Genomic DNA, 17,322 nt, shown 5'->3' with positions numbered 1-17,322 from the left:
CCGCCAAGGCGGGCATATGCTCGGGCGCATGTCAGCGACCCGCACCAAGCGGCGGCAGTACGACCCGGTCAAGACGCGGGCGGCCGTGCGCGCCCAGTTCGAGCTGGTGCACGAAGGCGTGCGGGGTCTCGCCGAGGAGCAGTTCGCCCTGCCGACGGCGCTGGGCGAGTGGACCGTGCGGGATCTCGCCGTTCACCTCACCTGGGCGCCGAGCGCGATCGTGCGCGCCCTGGACGCCCCGGAGCCGCCCAAGCTGGAGACGACCGTCAGCGACTGGGCGCTCGGTACGGCGTCCAGGGCCGCCGCCGTCGACGAGGGCACCCGCGCCCTGTCCGCCGCCCACCCCGACGTCCTCGCGCTGTACGAGGAGACGGCGGCGCGGTTCGCCGAGCGGGCGGCCGACCTCGACGCGCAGCGCCTGGTCGCCACCCCCGCCGGTGCCATGAATCTCACGGACTACCTGGTCACCCGGATCGTCGAACTGGTCGTGCACACCGACGACCTGAACCGCGCCATCGGCCTGGACGTCTCCTTCGACCGCCAGGCGCTCGCCGCCACCACCCGGCTGCTGGCCGACGCGTTCGCCGCCAAGGCGCCCGGAGCCTCCACGGAGGTGCGGATCCCGCCGTTCGCGGTCGTGCAGTGCGTCGCGGGCCCCCGGCACACCCGCGGCACCCCGCCCAGCGTCGTCGAGACCGACCCGCTCACCTGGATCCGGCTCGCCACCGGCCGTGCGCGGTGGGGGACGGAGATCGCCGAGTCCAGGGTCAGCGCCAGCGGCGAGCGCTCCGACCTGAGTGCGCTGCTGCCGGTGATGAGCTGAGCGAACCGGGCCCCGGACCGACCGCCCCGAGCGGCGGACCGACCGCCCCGAGCCGCGGACCTACGCCCCCCGAGCGCCGGTCGGCGCCCGAGCGCCCAGCACGGCGTCGAAGTGATGGAAGAGGCGCGAGTGACACGGGAGGCGCCCGAGCCGCCCGCAAGCGCCTCCGCGTCATCTCGTCGTCACTCACCGTACATGGTGAGGGTCCCCCAGGTATCCCCAATTCGGACCAGTGGTCGATCTCGCCTACACTCGGTCGTGTGCCACGTGGTGACGGACGACTCAGCCACGACCTGCTCCCCGGTGAGAAGGGCCCCCAGGACGCCTGCGGCGTCTTCGGCGTCTGGGCTCCGGGCGAAGAGGTCGCCAAGCTCACGTACTTCGGGCTCTACGCCCTCCAGCATCGAGGCCAGGAATCCGCGGGTATCGCGGTGAGCAACGGCTCCCAGATCCTCGTCTTCAAGGACATGGGGCTGGTCTCGCAGGTCTTCGACGAAACCTCTCTCGGCTCCCTCCAGGGCCATATCGCCGTCGGACACACCCGGTACTCCACCACCGGCGCCTCGGTGTGGGAGAACTCACAGCCGACGTTCCGGGCCACCGGGTACGGATCGATCGCCCTGGGACACAACGGCAACCTGGTCAACACGGCGGAGCTCGCCGAGATGGTCGCCGACCTCCCCAGGGAGAACGGCCACACGCCCCGCGTCTCCGCGACCAACGACACCGACCTGATCACCTCCCTGCTCGCCAACCAGACGGACGACGAGGGCGACCCGCTCACCGTCGAGGCCGCGGCGGTGAAGGTGCTGCCGGCCGTCAAGGGCGCGTTCTCGCTGGCCTTCATGGACGAGAACACCCTCTACGCGGCCCGCGACCCGCAGGGCATGCGCCCGCTGGTGCTCGGCCGCCTGGAGCGCGGCTGGGTGGTCGCCTCGGAGACCGCCGCGCTGGACATCTGCGGCGCCAGCTTCGTCCGGGAGATCGACCCGGGCGAGTTCGTCGCCATCGACGAGAACGGCATCCGCTCCACCCACTTCGCGAAAGCGAAGCCCAAGGGGTGTGTCTTCGAGTACGTCTACCTGGCCCGCCCGGACACCGACATCTCCGGCCGGAACGTCTACCTCAGCCGCGTCGAGATGGGCCGCACGCTGGCCCGCGAGGCGCCGGTGGACGCCGACCTCGTCATAGCGACGCCGGAGTCCGGCACCCCGGCCGCCATCGGGTACGCCGAGGAGTCCGGCATCCCCTTCGGCAACGGCCTCGTCAAGAACGCCTACGTCGGCCGCACCTTCATCCAGCCGTCCCAGACCATCCGCCAGATCGGCATCAGGCTGAAGCTGAACCCGCTGCGCGAGGTCATCAGGGGCAAGCGCCTGGTCGTCGTGGACGACTCCATCGTGCGCGGCAACACCCAGCGCGCGCTGGTGAAGATGCTGCGCGAGGCGGGCGCCGCCGAGGTGCACGTCAGGATCTCCTCGCCGCCGGTGAAGTGGCCCTGCTTCTTCGGCATCGACTTCGCCACCCGCGCCGAACTCATCGCCAACGGCATGTCGATCGAGGAGATCGGCAAGTCGCTCGGCGCCGACTCCCTCTCCTACATCTCCATCGACGGCATGATCGAGGCCACCACGATCCCCAAGGGCGACCTCTGCCGCGCCTGCTTCGACGGCGAGTACCCGATGGAGCTGCCCGACCCCGAGCTGCTCGGCAAGCAGCTCCTGGAGACCGAGCTGGCTGCGGGACCCGCCGCCACCGCGGCAGCGGAGGCGCTCCGGCGCCCGTAGCGCCCGTACAGCCGGTATGGCGGCCCCGCCCCCCTCGGGGGCCGCCCAGGCCGCCGTCCAGACCCGCCCCCTACGCCTTCCCCGCGTTCGTCACCGACTTCCCGCCGCGGCCGCCCGCCGCGACTTCCCGTCACGACTGTCCGCCACCACCTTCCGTCCCCCACCTTCCGTCCCCCACCTCCCGCCGTCCACCCAGCCGTTCAGCATCGACCCTTAAGGCTTTCCGTCATGTCGGACTCACCAGCGACTCCCGGCGCCAGCTACGCGGCCGCCGGTGTCGACATCGAAGCGGGCGACCGCGCCGTCGAGTTGATGAAGGAGTGGGTGAAGAAGGCCCGCAGGCCCGAGGTGCTGGGCGGGATCGGCGGCTTCGCCGGCCTCTTCGACGCCTCCGCGCTGACCCGCTTCGAGCGGCCGCTGCTGGCCTCCGCCACCGACGGCGTCGGCACCAAGGTCGACCTGGCCCGCCGGCTCGGCGTGTACGACACGATCGGGCACGACCTGGTGGCGATGGTCATGGACGACATCGTGGTGTGCGGGGCCGAGCCGCTGTTCATGACGGACTACATCTGCGTGGGCAAGGTGCACCCGGAGCGGGTCGCCGCCATCGTCAAGGGCATCGCCGAGGGCTGCGTGCTCGCCGGCTGCGCCCTGGTCGGCGGGGAGACGGCCGAGCACCCGGGGCTGCTCGGGCCCGACGACTTCGACGTGGCCGGCGCCGGCACGGGCGCCGTCGAGGCGGCGGAACTGCTCGGCCCCGAGCGGGTCCGCGCGGGTGACGTGCTCGTCGCGATGGCGTCTTCCGGACTTCACTCGAACGGGTACTCGCTCGTCCGGCACGTGCTGCTCGACCAGGCCGGCATGCCGCTGGACGGCACGGTGGAGGAGCTCGGCAGGACCCTCGGGGAAGAGCTGCTGGAGCCGACCAGGATCTACTCGCTGGACTGCCTGGCGCTGGCCCGCGGCACCGAGGTGCACGCCCTCAGCCATGTCACCGGCGGTGGCCTCGCCGCCAACCTGGCCCGCGTCGTCCCGGACGGCCTGCACGCCGTGGTCGACCGCTCCACGTGGGCACCCGCCCCCGTCTTCGAGCTGGTCGGCGGGGTCGGCCGGGTCGAGCAGCCGGAGCTGGAGCGGACCCTCAACATGGGCGTCGGCATGCTCGCCGTGCTCCCCGAGGCCGGCGCCAACACCGCCCTGACCCTCCTCGTCGACCGGGGCATCACGGCCTGGGTGGCCGGCGAGGTCGTCTCCCGGGAGCCCGGCCACACCACGGGCGCCGCGCTGACGGGCCGCTACGCGGGCTGAGACGGGCGCTGAGGCAGGCGTGGACATGACGACCAGGATGACGACCAGGAACGAGCGGCCGCGGGGCCCGGAGGCCGGGAGGCGGCCGGCGGGCCCTCACGCGGGTCCTCACGGAAGGCGTCTTCCGGGCCGGTGCCCGGAGGCAGGCGCCCCCGGGTGGGCCGAGGGCGGCCTCACGCCGGCGGGGATCCCCCTGGTCGAGCTGGTCGAGGCAGCACTAAACCCGGCCCGGCGCTGTGGCCCGGACCGGGAGAAATGCGGAGGCTACAAGGCCTCGGAAGAGGGTCGGCGGCCGGGGTCCGACGGCCGCTACCCCGGAGTCAAGCCCCGCGGCGGCCTGACGCGGGGCCGGACTCTTCTTCCTCGTCGTCCTCGTTGTCGTTGTAGAGATCCGCGTACTGTGCGTACGGGTCGTCGTCCTCATCGTCCTCGAACGGCTCGCTATTCGGCGGCTGATTCGAAGTCGATGCGCCCAGCTCGCTGGCCAGGCGTGAGAGGTCAGTCCCACCGCTGTTGTACTTCAGCTGGCGGGCGACCTTCGTCTGCTTGGCCTTGGCCCGGCCGCGCCCCATGGCTCGACCCCCTCGGTGACGGGGCTCGATGGCCCCAGAGTCTTGACACGCGTTCATGATCTGGAACGGGCTCTCCTCAGAGAGACCCGGTCCGTAGAGCTTCAACCGTACCTGCTTCCGCGCCCATACGGTACGTCGCCCACAGGACGTGCCCCTGCACTGAACCCGCAAGGCGCGCCGTCCCCGCTGGTCACGTTCAATTTTAGCCTCTTGCGGGGTACGACCCGCCGACGGGGGTGAGTCATCTCTCCCACGCCCGTTCCTCACGTCTCCCGCGCGCCCTGTCCCGACGATCTTCCCAGGGAGAAACCTCCGTGCGGAGCACATCCGATCGTCCGCTCGGAGTACGTCATGCGCGCACCCTGCGCGGGATGATGCGGCTCCGCCGCGTGGGTCGTCGGAGGGGTGCCCCGGCACCCGGGGGCGGGGAGCCCAGGAGCGGGGACGGGGTACCACCCACGCCATTGAGGCAGTGGGGGAGCGACCGCCACGTAGACCCTGTCAGGTCGTCACCGTCCCGAAGGGGCAGTCTCCGTCGCATCCGGACCACCGGCCGGTGGTCCGGATGAGCGCGCGGTTCCCCGCGCCCCTGAGCGGGCCGGGGCACGCTCCACCCTGGAGTGGGGCTGCGCCCGGCAGGGGCGCGGGGCCGTCTAGAGGGGCGGCTCCGCCGTGCGGGTGCGGGAGGCGGCGTCGGCGATGCGCTGCTCGGCGAGGCGGTCGGCCGCGGCGGCCGGCGGAATGCCGTCGGCCTTCGCGCGAGCGAATATGTCGAGCGTCGTGTCGAAGATGCGCGCGGCCTTCGCCCGGCAGCGCTCGAAGTCGAAGCCGTTGACCTCGTCGGCCACCTGGATGACGCCGCCGGCGTTCACGACGTAGTCCGGCGCGTAGAGGATCCCCCGGTCGGCGAGGTCCTTCTCGACGCCCGGGTGGGCCAGCTGGTTGTTGGCCGCGCCGCACACCACGCGCGCGGTGAGCACCGGCACGGTGTCGTCGTTCAGTGCGGCGCCCAGCGCGCAGGGGGCGTACACGTCGAGGCCCGGGGTGCGGATCAGCTCCTCCGTGCCCGCCGCGACCGTGACCTCGGGGTGCGCCGTGGTCACCCTCCGCAGCGACTCCTCGCGGACGTCCGTGACGACCACCCGCGCGCCGTCCTGAAGGAGGTGCTCCACCAGGTGGTGCCCGACCTTGCCGACGCCCGCGATGCCGACCGTGCGCCCGTGCAGCGACGCGTCGCCCCACAGGTGCTGTGCGGAGGCCCGCATGCCCTGGTAGACGCCGAAGGCGGTCAGCACGGACGAGTCGCCCGCGCCGCCGTTCTCGGGCGACCTGCCGGTCGTCCAGCGGCACTCGCGCGCCACCACGTCCATGTCCGCCACGTAGGTGCCCACGTCACAGGCGGTGACGTAGCGACCGCCCAGGGAGGCCACGAACCGGCCGTAGGCGAGCAGCAGCTCCTCCGACTTGATCCGCTCGGGGTCCCCGATGATCACCGCCTTGCCGCCGCCGTGGTCGAGCCCGGCCATGGCGTTCTTGTACGACATGCCGCGCGCGAGGTTGAGCGCGTCGGTGAAGGCCTCGTTCTCGGTGGCGTAGGGGTAGAAGCGGGTGCCGCCGAGGGCGGGGCCCAGTGCGGTCGAGTGGATGGCGATGATGGCCTTGAGGCCGCTCTCGCGGTCCTGGCAGAGGACGACCTGCTCGTGTCCCCCTAGGTCCGGATGCTGATCGGAGCCGAACAGGGTGTGCAGGACGCCGTCGGTCGCGTCGGTCACTGTGGTGACTCCCGGGTGTGTGCGGCGGTTGGGGAGGAGCCCTGGGGGTCCCCCGCTTGTGACAGGGGAAGCACTGTGGGCGCCTGTTGGGCACGAGACTAGAGCCTTGGCGCTCGCGGCGATCGTCCAGTGCCGGGGATCACCCCCTCGCGGAGTACGGGCATGGGACGATTTGCTGGGTGGCGACGAGACGCCGGTGGATTCCCTCCGGCTCCACCCGGCGTTTTGCAGGGCTTCGACAGGGGAGGCGGCAGGAGTGCCCAAGGTGTCCTCGCTGATCGTGCCGTACGCGTCCTACCTGCGCGTGTACGAGCCGCTGGCCGCCTTTCCGGAGCCTGAACGGACGCACTGGACGCGGTACGCCGAGCGCCGTGACCGCCCCTCGTACCAGGACGAGCTGCGCCGCTCGCTCGCCGACCTGCTGCCCACCCCGCCCATGCCGGTGCCGGTGCACGAGAGCGACGACGCGTTCGTGACGGAGGTCGACGGGGTGCTCTGCGTCTGCCCCTGGCGCACCCGGCTGCGCGGCTGGCAGGCGCTGGACGCGCTGGACGGCCAGCTCGCCCCGCCCGTGCTCGACGCCGTGCTGCCGCCCGTGGTGCGCCGGCAGGCGGCCGCCGACTACGAGCACTGGCGCGCCCGCAACCCCGACGCCCGCCCCTGGATCCGCACGGCGACCTGGCACGTGCCGCTGAACTGGTTCGTGCTGGTCTCCGACGAGGAGCGGTCCTACGAGAAGCGCTCCGGGCAGACGCCCCCGATGCTGCGCTACCGCACGCCGATGGTGCAGGCCCGGCGGCGGGTGGCGCGCGGCCTGCGGGCGCTCAAGGAGACGCTGGACGAAGGGCCGCTCATCGAGGGGCTCTTCGACGTCGGCCGCTGGCTGGAGGAGTTCCATCCGCGCTCGCTGGTCGAACTGGACTACGGCGGCCTGGTGCACACGCTCCCCGAGGAGCACCTGTCGGAGGACCACTCGGCCGCGGACGTCGCCGAGGGCATAGAGGCACTGCGCAAGGGCGACGGGGAAACCGCCGGCGAGGCGTACGCCCGTCTGGTGGAGCGCTGGCGGGCGGTGCGGGAGCGGCAGTCCGCGAACTGACCGGAGAATCAGCGGGCCAAGCGGTTCGCGAGTTGGCGGCCGGTCCCGGGCCCCGCCGGAGGCGGATCCGAGTGCGCTCGGGCGCGCTCCGGGCCGCCTGGCGCCTGCCTGGAAGCCAGTCGGGAAGTCTGCCTGGAAGTCTGTCGGGAGTCCGTCCGGAGGGGCGCTCGGGCGCTGATGGGCGCGGGTGCCGGGGACAGACGGGCCTATCCGGGCCTTTGAGTCAAGTGTGCCAAGGGTGACGGACCGCACTTTCAGGGCTCTTGCGCCCATCGCCCCTCCTCGTGCCAAAATAGGACAAGGAGTCCGGGGAAGGCTCTGTCCATCCATTTATGGGTGGGTTGCCCAGCATTGCACGCTTTGGGGGGCGCAGCTGTCCCTGGTGATCGCTCAGTGACTGATCGTCACAGCGGCGTGACTGTCCGCTATGGCCCGGTCCATCGGCTTCCGTCGCTGATGAACACCTGGGAGGGCAATTCCATCGGTTTGGCCGACGCGGCTGGACAGATGGTGTAGTTGTAGTGCCGAGGACAAGCCGTTCGTCCTATAACCGACTCGACCCGCGTCCGCCATTTCGGGCAACGTGGGTCAAGGTGCAGAATTTAGAGGAAAGAACCGAGAAGGTTCGGTTCTCCCGAGGAGGCCGCTCATGACCGCTCGCACCCCTGATGCCGAGCCGCTGCTGACCCCCGCTGAGGTTGCCACCATGTTCCGCGTCGACCCTAAGACGGTCACGCGTTGGGCGAAGGCCGGCAAGCTCACGTCGATCCGCACGCTCGGAGGGCACCGTCGCTACCGAGAGGCGGAGGTCCGCGCTCTGCTCGCGGGCATTCCGCAGCAGCGAAGCGAGGCCTGAAAACCGTACGACCCGGGCATTTCGCGGGTTCCCCCAACCCGAGGCAGGCCCGGACCTCATCTCCATACGACGGGGATCCTGCCCCAACAGGATCCGTGCCCGAACACATGACAGGGTGCGTCGTCGGTCGCGCTGGACTCCGCCGGGTCCAGCGCGATCTTTTTGTGTCCGGCCGCCCGGGGTGCGGGTCAACTGGGCGTGCGCCGGGGGGGCGGATGGGAGCGTGGTGGGGCGCGTGCGGGGCCGTCTGGATGCATCGTGAAATGTGCGGGCGTACGCCCCCGCGTGGGGGGAACTCGGTACTGCCGAAGCCGCCTGACGAGTGGTGCAATTGCACATATTAAATTGACTAGTTGTAGGACACGGGTAAGTGAGGCAGGCTCCGAAAAACCTCACGTGACACCCGTCACAGTGCAGGGTGCTTGTTGTTGGGTTGCTCCTGCGCTAAAGGCGCTTTGATGTGGCATCCGGTGCACGGAGGCGTACCGGGGCGCCCGGGGTGGGGGTCCTGCCAATCATCGGGGGCCTGGAGCCGTCATGCAGGGCGGCGCGCCGTCCGTCGCGCGAGGAGTGCGGCCGGTTCTGCGGGTGGCCGTGCGAGACGGTGTGCCGGTGCGTGGGGCGCTCGCGGGGCGCTCGCGGGGCGCTCGTGGGGCGCTCGTGGGTCGTCCGGAGGCTTCCCGGGTGACGGGTGGTCAGGCCTCGGGGAAGCTCTCCTCGCCCGGCTGGGGGCCCTGAGGGGCGCTGTCGGGTCCCTGGGTGGCGGGAGCCGCCGCCGGGGTCTGGGAGGGCTCCATGGCCAGGCGCTGGAGCTGGTGACATATCGGACAGCGGCGGGTCAGGTGACGGTTACCGCTCGCGGCCGACAGGTGGGCACGGAGAAGTGCCCGCGTCTCGTGCCTCGCGGATGCCGGCATTCCTTACCTCCTCGGGCCGCTGGCGACGGGCAGCGGTCCCACATGTCTGGGTACCGACGGAATGTGACGCAGTCAAGACGCACCGCGATGATCCTCAAGGGTTCGGCGAGGGGAACATGTGCATCCGGACAGGCGGCACGCACCGCTTACGACCCCTCACGGTGACCGGAAATTGCATGGTTTCGCGGCATTCGCCCACCCAGAATCGGGGTGGCATATGCCTGACGACAGGTCACATCGCGCCGGGCAGGGTGCACATGTAGAAGGCTGAATTTTTTGGTTGCGCGGAGTTCCGAGTGCGCCGGGGGGAGGCCCCGCGTGGGGGCGTAGCTGTCGGTGCGGGGTGCGGGGTGCGGGGTGCGGGGTGCGGGGTGCGGGGTGCGGGGTGCGGGGTGCGGGGTGCGGGGTGCGGTGGGGGTGGGCGGTGCGGTCCTGACGGGATTTGCTGTGCTGTTCTGGGGGCTCCGCCGCGGGCGCGGCCTCGGTGCGGAGAGGCCACGAGAAAACCCGCAGCCGTATGTACGGGCTGCGGGCTTCGGGGGAACGAAGGAAACTATGCGGTCCTGACGGGATTTGAACCCGCGGCCTCCACCTTGACAGGGTGGCGAGCACTCCTAACTGCTCCACAGGACCTTGCTCTGCGGCGCGAAAGCCGCTTTGTGCTGCGGGAAGAGACTGTACAGCAGTGCGGGACCCCAGGTCGAACCGGCTCGGGCGGGGTCATCGTGGCCCGCTCGGCGAGCGGTTTCGCGCCTCCTCGGCGGGTGGCCCGCGCGGGCGCGGGGAAGGTCGGCGTCCGGTTCCCGTCCCTCCGTTCCCACGGGTCCATTGACACCACTCCATTCCTCGCTACCTTGAGGGCTGCGCAGCATCTCGTACATCGTTCGCAATCTCGAACGAACGCGCCATCTCGAACGTCCCCCACGCGTCGCGCACACCCGGGACCGAGCGCGACACCACGGGCCCTCAGGGCCCCGGCATACGAGAGGCCAGTCATGAGCCGACACTCCCTGGGCAGGCGTCACTTCCTCGCGGCCGCAGGCGGGGCCGCCGCCGTGGTCGCGGCGGGCAGCACCCCGGCACTCGCCGCACCCCCGGCGGCAGACGGCGGCACGGCCGCCGCCCCCGCCGCGGGCAGCTCGCCGCGCGCGGCGTCCGCCGTACGCCCCTTCCCCCTCACCGCGGTCTCGCTGCTCCCGGGCGTCTTCCGCGACAACCAGGCGCGCAACTCCGCCTATCTTCGGTTCGTCGACATCAACCGCCTGCTGCACACCTTCCGCCGCAACGTCGGCATCGTTAGCTCGGCCCAGCCCTGTGGCGGCTGGGAGGGACCCGACGTGGAGCTGCGCGGCCACAGCACCGGCCACCTGATGTCCGGGCTGGCCCTGGCATTTGCCAACACCGGGGACACGGGGCTGCGCGACAAGGGCGCCCAGGTGGTCGCCGCGCTCGCCGCGTGCCAGGCGCGCTCGCCCCAGGCCGGGTTCGGGACGGGGTACCTGTCGGCCTTCCCGGAGAGCTTCTTCGACCGGCTCGAAGCCAGGACCGACGTCTGGGCGCCGTACTACACCATCCACAAGATCATGGCGGGCCTCGTCGACCAGTACCAGCTCGCCGGGAACGCGCAGGCCCTGGACGTGGTGCTGCGCCAGGCCGCCTGGGTGGACCAGCGCACCGCGCGGCTGTCGTACTCCCAGATGCAGGCCGTGCTGGAGACGGAGTTCGGCGGGATGCCGGACGTGCTGGCCGACCTGCACGCGATCACCGGCGACTCCCGGTGGCTGGCGGTGTCCGAGCGGTTCTACCACGCACGCGTCCTCGACCCGCTCTCCCGGAACGAGGACCGGCTCGCCGGGCTGCACGCCAACACCCAGATACCGAAGATGGTCGGCGCGATGCGGCAGTGGGAGGAGGGCCTGGACGCCAAGTACCGCAGCATCGGCGAGAACTTCTGGAAGATCGTCACCGGCCACCACACCTACGTGATCGGCGGGAACAGCAACGGCGAGGCGTTCCACGAGCCCGACGCGATCGCCTCCCAACTGTCCAACGGCACGTGCGAGAACTGCAACAGCTACAACATGCTCAAGCTGACCCGCCTGGTGCACTTCCACGCGCCCGACCGGGCCGACCTGCTCGACTACTACGAGCGCACCCTCTTCAACCAGATGCTCGGCGAGCAGGACCCGAACTCGTCGCACGGCTTCAACATCTACTACACCGGCGTCGGCACGGGCTCGTTCAAGCAGCAGCCGTCGTTCATGGGCTCCGACCCGAACGCGTACTCGACGGACTACGACAACTTCTCCTGCGACCACGGCACGGGCATGGAGACCCAGGCCAAGTTCGCCGACACCGTCTACACCCACGACGACACGCGCCTGCTGGTGAACCTGTTCATCCCGTCCCAGGTCACCTGGTCCGAGAAGGGCGTCACCTGGCGGCAGACCACCGGCTTCCCCGACGAGGCGGGCACCACCCTCACCGTGGTCTCGGGGAGCGCCACGCACCCGCTGTCGGTGCGCATCCCGTCCTGGGCGAGCGGCGCACAGGCCACCCTCAACGGCCGGCCGCTGCCGGCCCCCGCACCGGGCAGCCGGCTCACCGTGGACCGGGCCTGGCGGGCCGGTGACACGGTCAAGGTGTCCCTGCCGATGCGGACCACGATCGAGCCGACGCCCGACAACTCCCGCGTGGCGGCGGTGCTGCGCGGCCCCGTCGTCCTCGCCGGCGGCTACGGAAGCACCCGGCCGACGCGGATGCCCACGCTCGACACCGGCTCGATACGGGAGACCTCCACGCCCCTGGCGTTCACCGCCACCGCCGACGGCAAGGCGGTCACCCTGGACCCCATCGCCCGCACCCACCACCAGTACTACACCGTGTACTGGACGACGGGCTGACACACCTCGCGCACGCCACCACACGTCTTCGCACTCTCCGTACCTTCCGCACTCTCCGCAGGAAAGGCAGCCCCCACATGCGCATCCTCACCGGCCTCAGAGCCAGAACCACGGCCGCGGTCCTCACCGCGGCGGCCGCCCTGCTCGTCACGAGCGGACCGGCCCCCGCGCTGGCGGCCCCGGCCCCGGCACACACGACCGCACGGACCTCCGGCGCGGCCGGCATCGCACGGCCGGCCGCCGACGACCCGGCGCTGCGCGGCTCCACCGCACCGATCGCCGGCGTGGTCCCCGGCCTGACCGGCACGGCGGCGCAGGACGCGGCCGGCCCCGCGGCCGACCGGTTCCGGCAGCTCACCGAGGAACGGACCCGCGCGAAGGCCGGGCACCCCGGCGCCGCGGCCGCCCAACTCCACACGACCTGGGGCGTGAACCTGCCGAACGGCGCCAGCCTGGGGCTCCAGGCCACGCAGAGCGTCGTGGGCGGCGCCAGGGCCACCAGCGGCGGCGACTACGTCTACGCACCGACGGCGATACCGGCCGGCGGGGCCTGCATGGAGATGACCACGGCCTACACGCCGGACGGCCCCGACCTCTGGGCGTGGGACTGGTGCGGCGGGCGGGACCGGGTCGGCAAGCTCACGCCGATGGACTCCGCGTTCCTCTCCACCTACACCACCACGGTCGGCGGCAGGCCCGCCTACAGCCTGGACATCCACCAGACGTCGGCGGCGTCCAACACCTGGAGCGCCCACCTCTTCAACTACCGCACGCACGCGTGGGACACCTACTACACCAGCTCCGGCACCTACGACCTGCCGCAGTTCGCGTTCGGCTGGGACATGTTCGAGGTCTACACCTCGGTGAACCCCTCGACCGGGGCCGGCTACTATTGCCAGGACATGGCCGGCCAGACCTTCGACAGCAGCAGCGTCAAGGTGCTGTCGGGATCGACGTGGACGCCGGCCGCACCGGGCAACAGCAGGCCCGACAGCACTCCGCCCCCGTCCGGCAGCCGCTTCGACTGCCCCTCGCTCGGCCTCACCCTGGCCCACGCCAACGACCACTGGACGGCGCGCATCGGCTGATTACTGCGGCGCGCATCGGCTGACCGTCGAAAACTAAGCGAGCACCGCGTCGATCGCCTTGACGATGCGCTTGTCCGAGACGGGGTACGCCGTCCCCAGCGCGTGGGCGAAGTAGCTCACCCTGAGCTCCTCGATCATCCAGCGGATCTCCCGGACCTCCTGGGGCACCGGGCGTCCCTGGGGAAGCTGTTCGAGGAGCCAGGCGTACTCGTCCTGCATCTCGTGGATCTTCGCCATCCGGGTGGTGTCCCGCTGGGCGTTCGACGGCATCTGCGTCAGGCGGCGGTCGGCCGCGATCAGGTAGCGCATCAGGTCGGGCAGCCTGGCCAGGCCCGTCGCCGTGACGAAACCGGGGCCGACGAGCGCCGCGAGCTGGGCGCGCACGTCCGCGACGTTGGCCGTGAGCGCGGAGCTGGTGGTGGACTTCAACCGCCGCTCGCACGACTGCCAGGCGGCCAGCACCTGCTGCACCTGGCCGACCGTGCGCACGGTGGTGTCGACGATGTCGGCGCGCACCTTCTCGTAGAGCTTGCGGTACGACTCCTCGTCCCAGACGGGGCCGCCGGCGTCGGCGATGAGGCGGTCGGCGGCGGCCGTGGCGCAGTCCTCGAAGAGGGCCCCCACGGAGCCGTGCGGGTTCGCCGAGAGGGCCAGCTTCTGCGGGTTGGTGAGCCGGTCCACGGCGAACTTGGCCGGGTTCACCGGGATGTTGCGCACGATCAGGCGGCGGATGCCGCGGCGCATCGCCTCCTGCTGCTCCGCCTCGGTGTCGAAGAGCCGCACGGAGACGGTGCCGGCGGCAGGTCCGTCGGCACCCTCCGCAGTGTCCTCAACGAGTCCCGGGTACGCCTTGACGGGCTGCCCCGCGCGCCTGGTCTCGAAGACCCGCGGCAGGGAGCCGATCGTCCAGTCCGTCAGGCCGCTGCGCTCGATCGCCTCGCCGCCGGAGCGCTCGGCGGTGGCCGCGGCGGCCCGGGAGAGCGCCTTGCGGGCCTCGGGGCGCAGCCGCAGCCGCAGGGCCTCCAGGTCCTTGTCCTCGGTGGCCCCGTCCCTGTCGTCCAGCTTGCGGCGCCGCTCGTCGACGATGCGGAACGTGATCCGGAGGTGGTCGGGGACCTTCGCCCAGTCGAAGTCGTCGGCGCTCAGCGGGACGCCCACCATCCGCTGGAGCTCCCTGGCCAGCGTGGTCGTCAGCGGCTCCTGGAGGGGCTCCGCGCGCTCCAGGAACGCCTTGGCGTAGTTGGGCGCCGGTACGTAGTGCCGGCGGATCGGCTTGGGCAGCGAGCGGATCAGCTCGGTGACGACCTCCTCGCGCAGGCCCGGGATCTGCCAGTCGAAGCCCTCCTCGCTCACCTGGTTGAGCACCTGGAGGGGGATGTGGACGGTGACGCCGTCCGCGTCCGCGCCGGGCTCGAACTGGTAGGTCACGCGGAACTTCAGGCGGCCCTGGTGCCAGGCGTCCGGGTAGTCGTCCTTGGTGACCTCGCCGGCCTTCTCGTTGATGAGCATCGAGCGCTCGAAGTCCAGCAGCTCCGCCGCCTCGCCGCCCTTGCGGAGCTGCTCCTTCCACCAGGCGTCGAAGTGCGCACCGGAGACGACGTCCTCGGGCACCCGCTGGTCGTAGAAGTCGAAGAGCGCCTCGTCGTCGACGAGGATGTCCCTGCGGCGCGCGCGGTGTTCGAGGTCCTCGACCTCGGTGAGCAGCCGGCGGTTGGCCGCGAAGAACTTGTGGTGGGTGCGCCAGTCGCCCTCCACCAGGGCGTTCCTGATGAACAGCTCCCGGGACAGCTCCGCGTCGATGCGGCCGTAGTTCACCTTGCGGTGCGCGACGATGGGGACGCCGTACAGGGTGACCTTCTCGTACGCCATGACGGCCGCCTGGTCCTTCTCCCAGTGCGGCTCGGAGTACGTGCGTTTGACGAGGTGCTGGGCGAGCGGCTCGACCCACTCGGGCTCGATGCGGGCGTTGACGCGTGCCCACAGCCGGGACGTCTCGACCAGCTCGGCGGACATCACGAACCGGGGCGGCTTCTTGAAGAGCGCGGAGCCGGGGAAGATGGCGAACTTGGCGTTCCGCGCGCCCAGGTACTCGCCCCGCTGGGGGCGCTTGGGGTTCTCGGCCCCGCGCTTGGCGGCGTCGGCGGCCTTCCCGTCCTGGGTGTCCTTCATGCCGATGTGGGAGAGCAGTCCGGCCAGCAGCGATACGTGGATCTGCTGGGCGGGGGCGTCGTCCTCGTTGACGTCGATGCCCATCTGCCGCGCGACCGTGCGCAACTGCGTGAAGATGTCCTGCCACTCGCGCACCCGCAGGAAGTTCAGGTACTCGGCCTTGCACATCCTCCGGAACGACGACGAGCCGCGCTCCTTCTGCTGCTCGCGCAGGTACCGCCAGAGATTGAGGTAGGCCAGGAAGTCGCTGGTCTCGTCCTTGAAGCGGGCGTGCTGCTGGTCTGCCTGGGTCTGCTTCTCGGCGGGGCGCTCGCGCGGGTCCTGGATCGACAGCGCGGCGGCGATCACCATGACCTCCCGGACGCAGCCGTTCCGGTCGGCCTCGACGACCATCCGGGCGAGCCGCGGGTCCACGGGGAGCTGGGCGAGCTTGCGGCCCATCGGTGTGAGGCGCTTGCGGGGGTCCTTTGAAGCAGAAGGTGGCCCGGAGGGCTCGTTTGAGGGTGGTGGTGGGAGACGGGTGGGCGGGTCGAGCGCGCCGAGCTCTTCTAGGAGCTGGACGCCGTCGCGGATGTTGCGGTGGTCCGGCGGGTCGATGAAGGGGAACTTCTCGATGTCGCCGAGGCCCGCCGCGGTCATCTGGAGGATGACCGACGCCAGGTTGGTGCGGAGGATCTCCGCGTCGGTGAACTCCGGGCGCGCGAGGAAGTCGTCCTCGGAGTAGAGCCGGATGCAGATGCCGTCGGAGGTACGGCCGCAACGCCCTTTGCGCTGGTTGGCGCTGGCCTGGCTGATCGCCTCGATGGGCAGCCGCTGCACCTTCGTGCGGTGGCTGTAGCGGGAGATGCGGGCCGTGCCCGGGTCGATGACGTACTTGATGCCGGGGACCGTCAGGGAGGTCTCGGCGACGTTGGTGGCGAGGACGATGCGGCGCCCCGTGTGCGCCTGGAAGACGCGGTGCTGCTCGGCGTGCGAGAGGCGCGCGTACAGCGGCAGGACTTCCGTGAATCTATATTTCTTCTTCTCCAGCGCCTCCGCCGTGTCGCGGATCTCGCGCTCGCCGGAGAGGAAGACCAGGATGTCGCCATGCCCCTCGGCCATCAGCTCCTCGACGGCGTCCGTGATCGCGGTGATCTGGTCGCGGTCGGCGTCGGCGGCGGGGCCGTCGGAGTCGTCCTCCACGTCTTCGAGGAGTGGCCTGTAACGGACCTCCACCGGGTACGTACGGCCGCTGACCTCGACGATCGGGGCGTCGCCGAAGTGCCGTGAGAAGCGCTCCGGGTCGATCGTCGCGGAGGTGACGACCACCTTGAGGTCGGGGCGCCGGGGCAGCAGCTGGGCCAGGTAGCCGAGCAGGAAGTCGATGTTCAGGGACCGCTCGTGGGCCTCGTCGATGATGATCGTGTCGTAGGCGCGCAGCTCGCGGTCGGTCTGGATCTCGGCGAGCAGGATGCCGTCGGTCATCAGCTTGACGAAGGTCGCGTCCTGGTCGACCTGGTCGGTGAAGCGGACCTTCCAGCCGACCGCCTCGCCGAGCGGGGTCGACATCTCCTCCGCCACCCGCTCGGCGACCGTGCGTGCCGCGATCCTGCGGGGCTGGGTGTGGCCGATCATGCCCTTGACGCCGCGGCCCAGCTCCAGGCAGATCTTCGGGATCTGCGTGGTCTTCCCGGAACCGGTCTCGCCCGCGACGATCACCACCTGGTGGTCGCGGATCGCCGCCAGGATGTCGTCCTTCTTCTGGCTGACCGGGAGCTGCTCGGGGTAGCTGACGGCGGGCAGGCGGGCCGCGCGCACGGCGAGGCGGGCCTCGGCCCGCTCGACCTCGGCCGCTATCTCGGCCAGTACGGCGGACCTGGCCTCGGGCTTGCGGATCCTGCGCGCACCCTCCAGCCGGCGGCCCAGGCGCTGTGCGTCGCGCAGGGACAGCTCGGTCAGGCGGGGGGCGAGGGAACCGAAGGACGGGGGCTGCGTGGGGCCAGGGTGCGTGGACATACGGGCTCCAGGATCTCACCTTCGGGAAATGCG

General features: G+C 71.0%; 11 protein-coding genes and 1 tRNA gene. 7 read left to right on the top strand and 5 right to left on the bottom strand.

Annotated features, from left to right (window positions below; translation table 11 throughout):
- Nucleotides 1-28 precede the first annotated feature (28 nt).
- From Sm713_RS27395 to purM, 3 genes are all read left to right on the top strand, one after another.
- Nucleotides 29-823: a maleylpyruvate isomerase family mycothiol-dependent enzyme gene (locus Sm713_RS27395; RefSeq protein ID WP_212912729.1), complete on the top strand. Its 795-nt coding sequence runs from the start codon at nt 29-31 to the stop codon at nt 821-823.
- 260 nt (nt 824-1,083) lie between these two features.
- Nucleotides 1,084-2,610: an amidophosphoribosyltransferase gene (gene purF / locus Sm713_RS27390; RefSeq protein ID WP_212912728.1), complete on the top strand. Its 1,527-nt coding sequence runs from the start codon at nt 1,084-1,086 to the stop codon at nt 2,608-2,610.
- Nucleotides 2,611-2,838: 228 nt separating this feature from the next.
- Nucleotides 2,839-3,918, top strand: a complete 1,080-nt coding sequence (purM, locus tag Sm713_RS27385; protein ID WP_212912727.1) for a phosphoribosylformylglycinamidine cyclo-ligase — start codon at nt 2,839-2,841, stop codon at nt 3,916-3,918.
- A 320-nt stretch (nt 3,919-4,238) separates the two neighbouring features.
- On the opposite strand, the gene Sm713_RS27380 is transcribed toward purM, so the two are convergent.
- Nucleotides 4,239-4,490: a DUF3073 domain-containing protein gene (locus Sm713_RS27380; RefSeq protein ID WP_212914873.1), complete on the bottom strand. Its 252-nt coding sequence runs from the start codon at nt 4,488-4,490 to the stop codon at nt 4,239-4,241.
- A 653-nt stretch (nt 4,491-5,143) separates the two neighbouring features.
- Nucleotides 5,144-6,262 carry a Glu/Leu/Phe/Val dehydrogenase gene (locus Sm713_RS27375; RefSeq protein ID WP_212912726.1) on the bottom strand — a complete coding sequence of 373 codons (1,119 nt, stop codon included), beginning with the start codon at nt 6,260-6,262 and terminating at the stop codon, nt 5,144-5,146.
- Between the two features lie 256 nt (nt 6,263-6,518).
- On the opposite strand from Sm713_RS27375, the gene Sm713_RS27370 reads away from it, so the two are divergent.
- Together Sm713_RS27370 and bldC are read left to right on the top strand one after the other, a co-directional pair.
- A complete protein-coding gene (locus tag Sm713_RS27370) occupies nt 6,519-7,361 on the top strand; it encodes a hypothetical protein (RefSeq protein ID WP_212912725.1) in 843 nt (280 codons plus the stop codon).
- 649 nt (nt 7,362-8,010) lie between these two features.
- The gene (gene bldC / locus Sm713_RS27365) at nt 8,011-8,217 is read left to right on the top strand and encodes a developmental transcriptional regulator BldC (RefSeq protein ID WP_003949541.1); all 207 of its coding nucleotides are present in this window, start codon (nt 8,011-8,013) and stop codon (nt 8,215-8,217) included.
- Between the two features lie 695 nt (nt 8,218-8,912).
- On the opposite strand, the gene Sm713_RS27360 is transcribed toward bldC, so the two are convergent.
- Together Sm713_RS27360 and Sm713_RS27355 are read right to left on the bottom strand one after the other, a co-directional pair.
- The gene (locus Sm713_RS27360; RefSeq protein WP_212912724.1) at nt 8,913-9,134 is read right to left on the bottom strand and encodes a DUF6274 family protein; all 222 of its coding nucleotides are present in this window, start codon (nt 9,132-9,134) and stop codon (nt 8,913-8,915) included.
- Nucleotides 9,135-9,692: 558 nt separating this feature from the next.
- Nucleotides 9,693-9,767, bottom strand: a tRNA-Asp gene (locus Sm713_RS27355).
- 362 nt (nt 9,768-10,129) lie between these two features.
- Here Sm713_RS27355 and Sm713_RS27350 point away from each other — a divergent pair.
- Nucleotides 10,130-12,037 (top strand): glycoside hydrolase family 127 protein, encoded by a 1,908-nt coding sequence (locus Sm713_RS27350; protein WP_212912723.1) that lies wholly within the window; start codon nt 10,130-10,132, stop codon nt 12,035-12,037.
- Nucleotides 12,038-12,114: 77 nt separating this feature from the next.
- Nucleotides 12,115-13,125, top strand: a complete 1,011-nt coding sequence (locus tag Sm713_RS27345) for a carbohydrate-binding protein (RefSeq protein ID WP_212912722.1) — start codon at nt 12,115-12,117, stop codon at nt 13,123-13,125.
- Between the two features lie 33 nt (nt 13,126-13,158).
- On the opposite strand, the gene hrpA is transcribed toward Sm713_RS27345, so the two are convergent.
- Nucleotides 13,159-17,289 (bottom strand): ATP-dependent RNA helicase HrpA, encoded by a 4,131-nt coding sequence (hrpA, locus tag Sm713_RS27340; RefSeq protein WP_212912721.1) that lies wholly within the window; start codon nt 17,287-17,289, stop codon nt 13,159-13,161.
- Nucleotides 17,290-17,322 lie beyond the last annotated feature (33 nt).

Origin of the sequence: Streptomyces sp. TS71-3, assembly GCF_018327685.1 — a bacterium.
In the GTDB taxonomy this organism is placed as follows: domain Bacteria; phylum Actinomycetota; class Actinomycetes; order Streptomycetales; family Streptomycetaceae; genus Streptomyces.
This window is presented reverse-complemented; position numbering and strand designations above follow the sequence as displayed.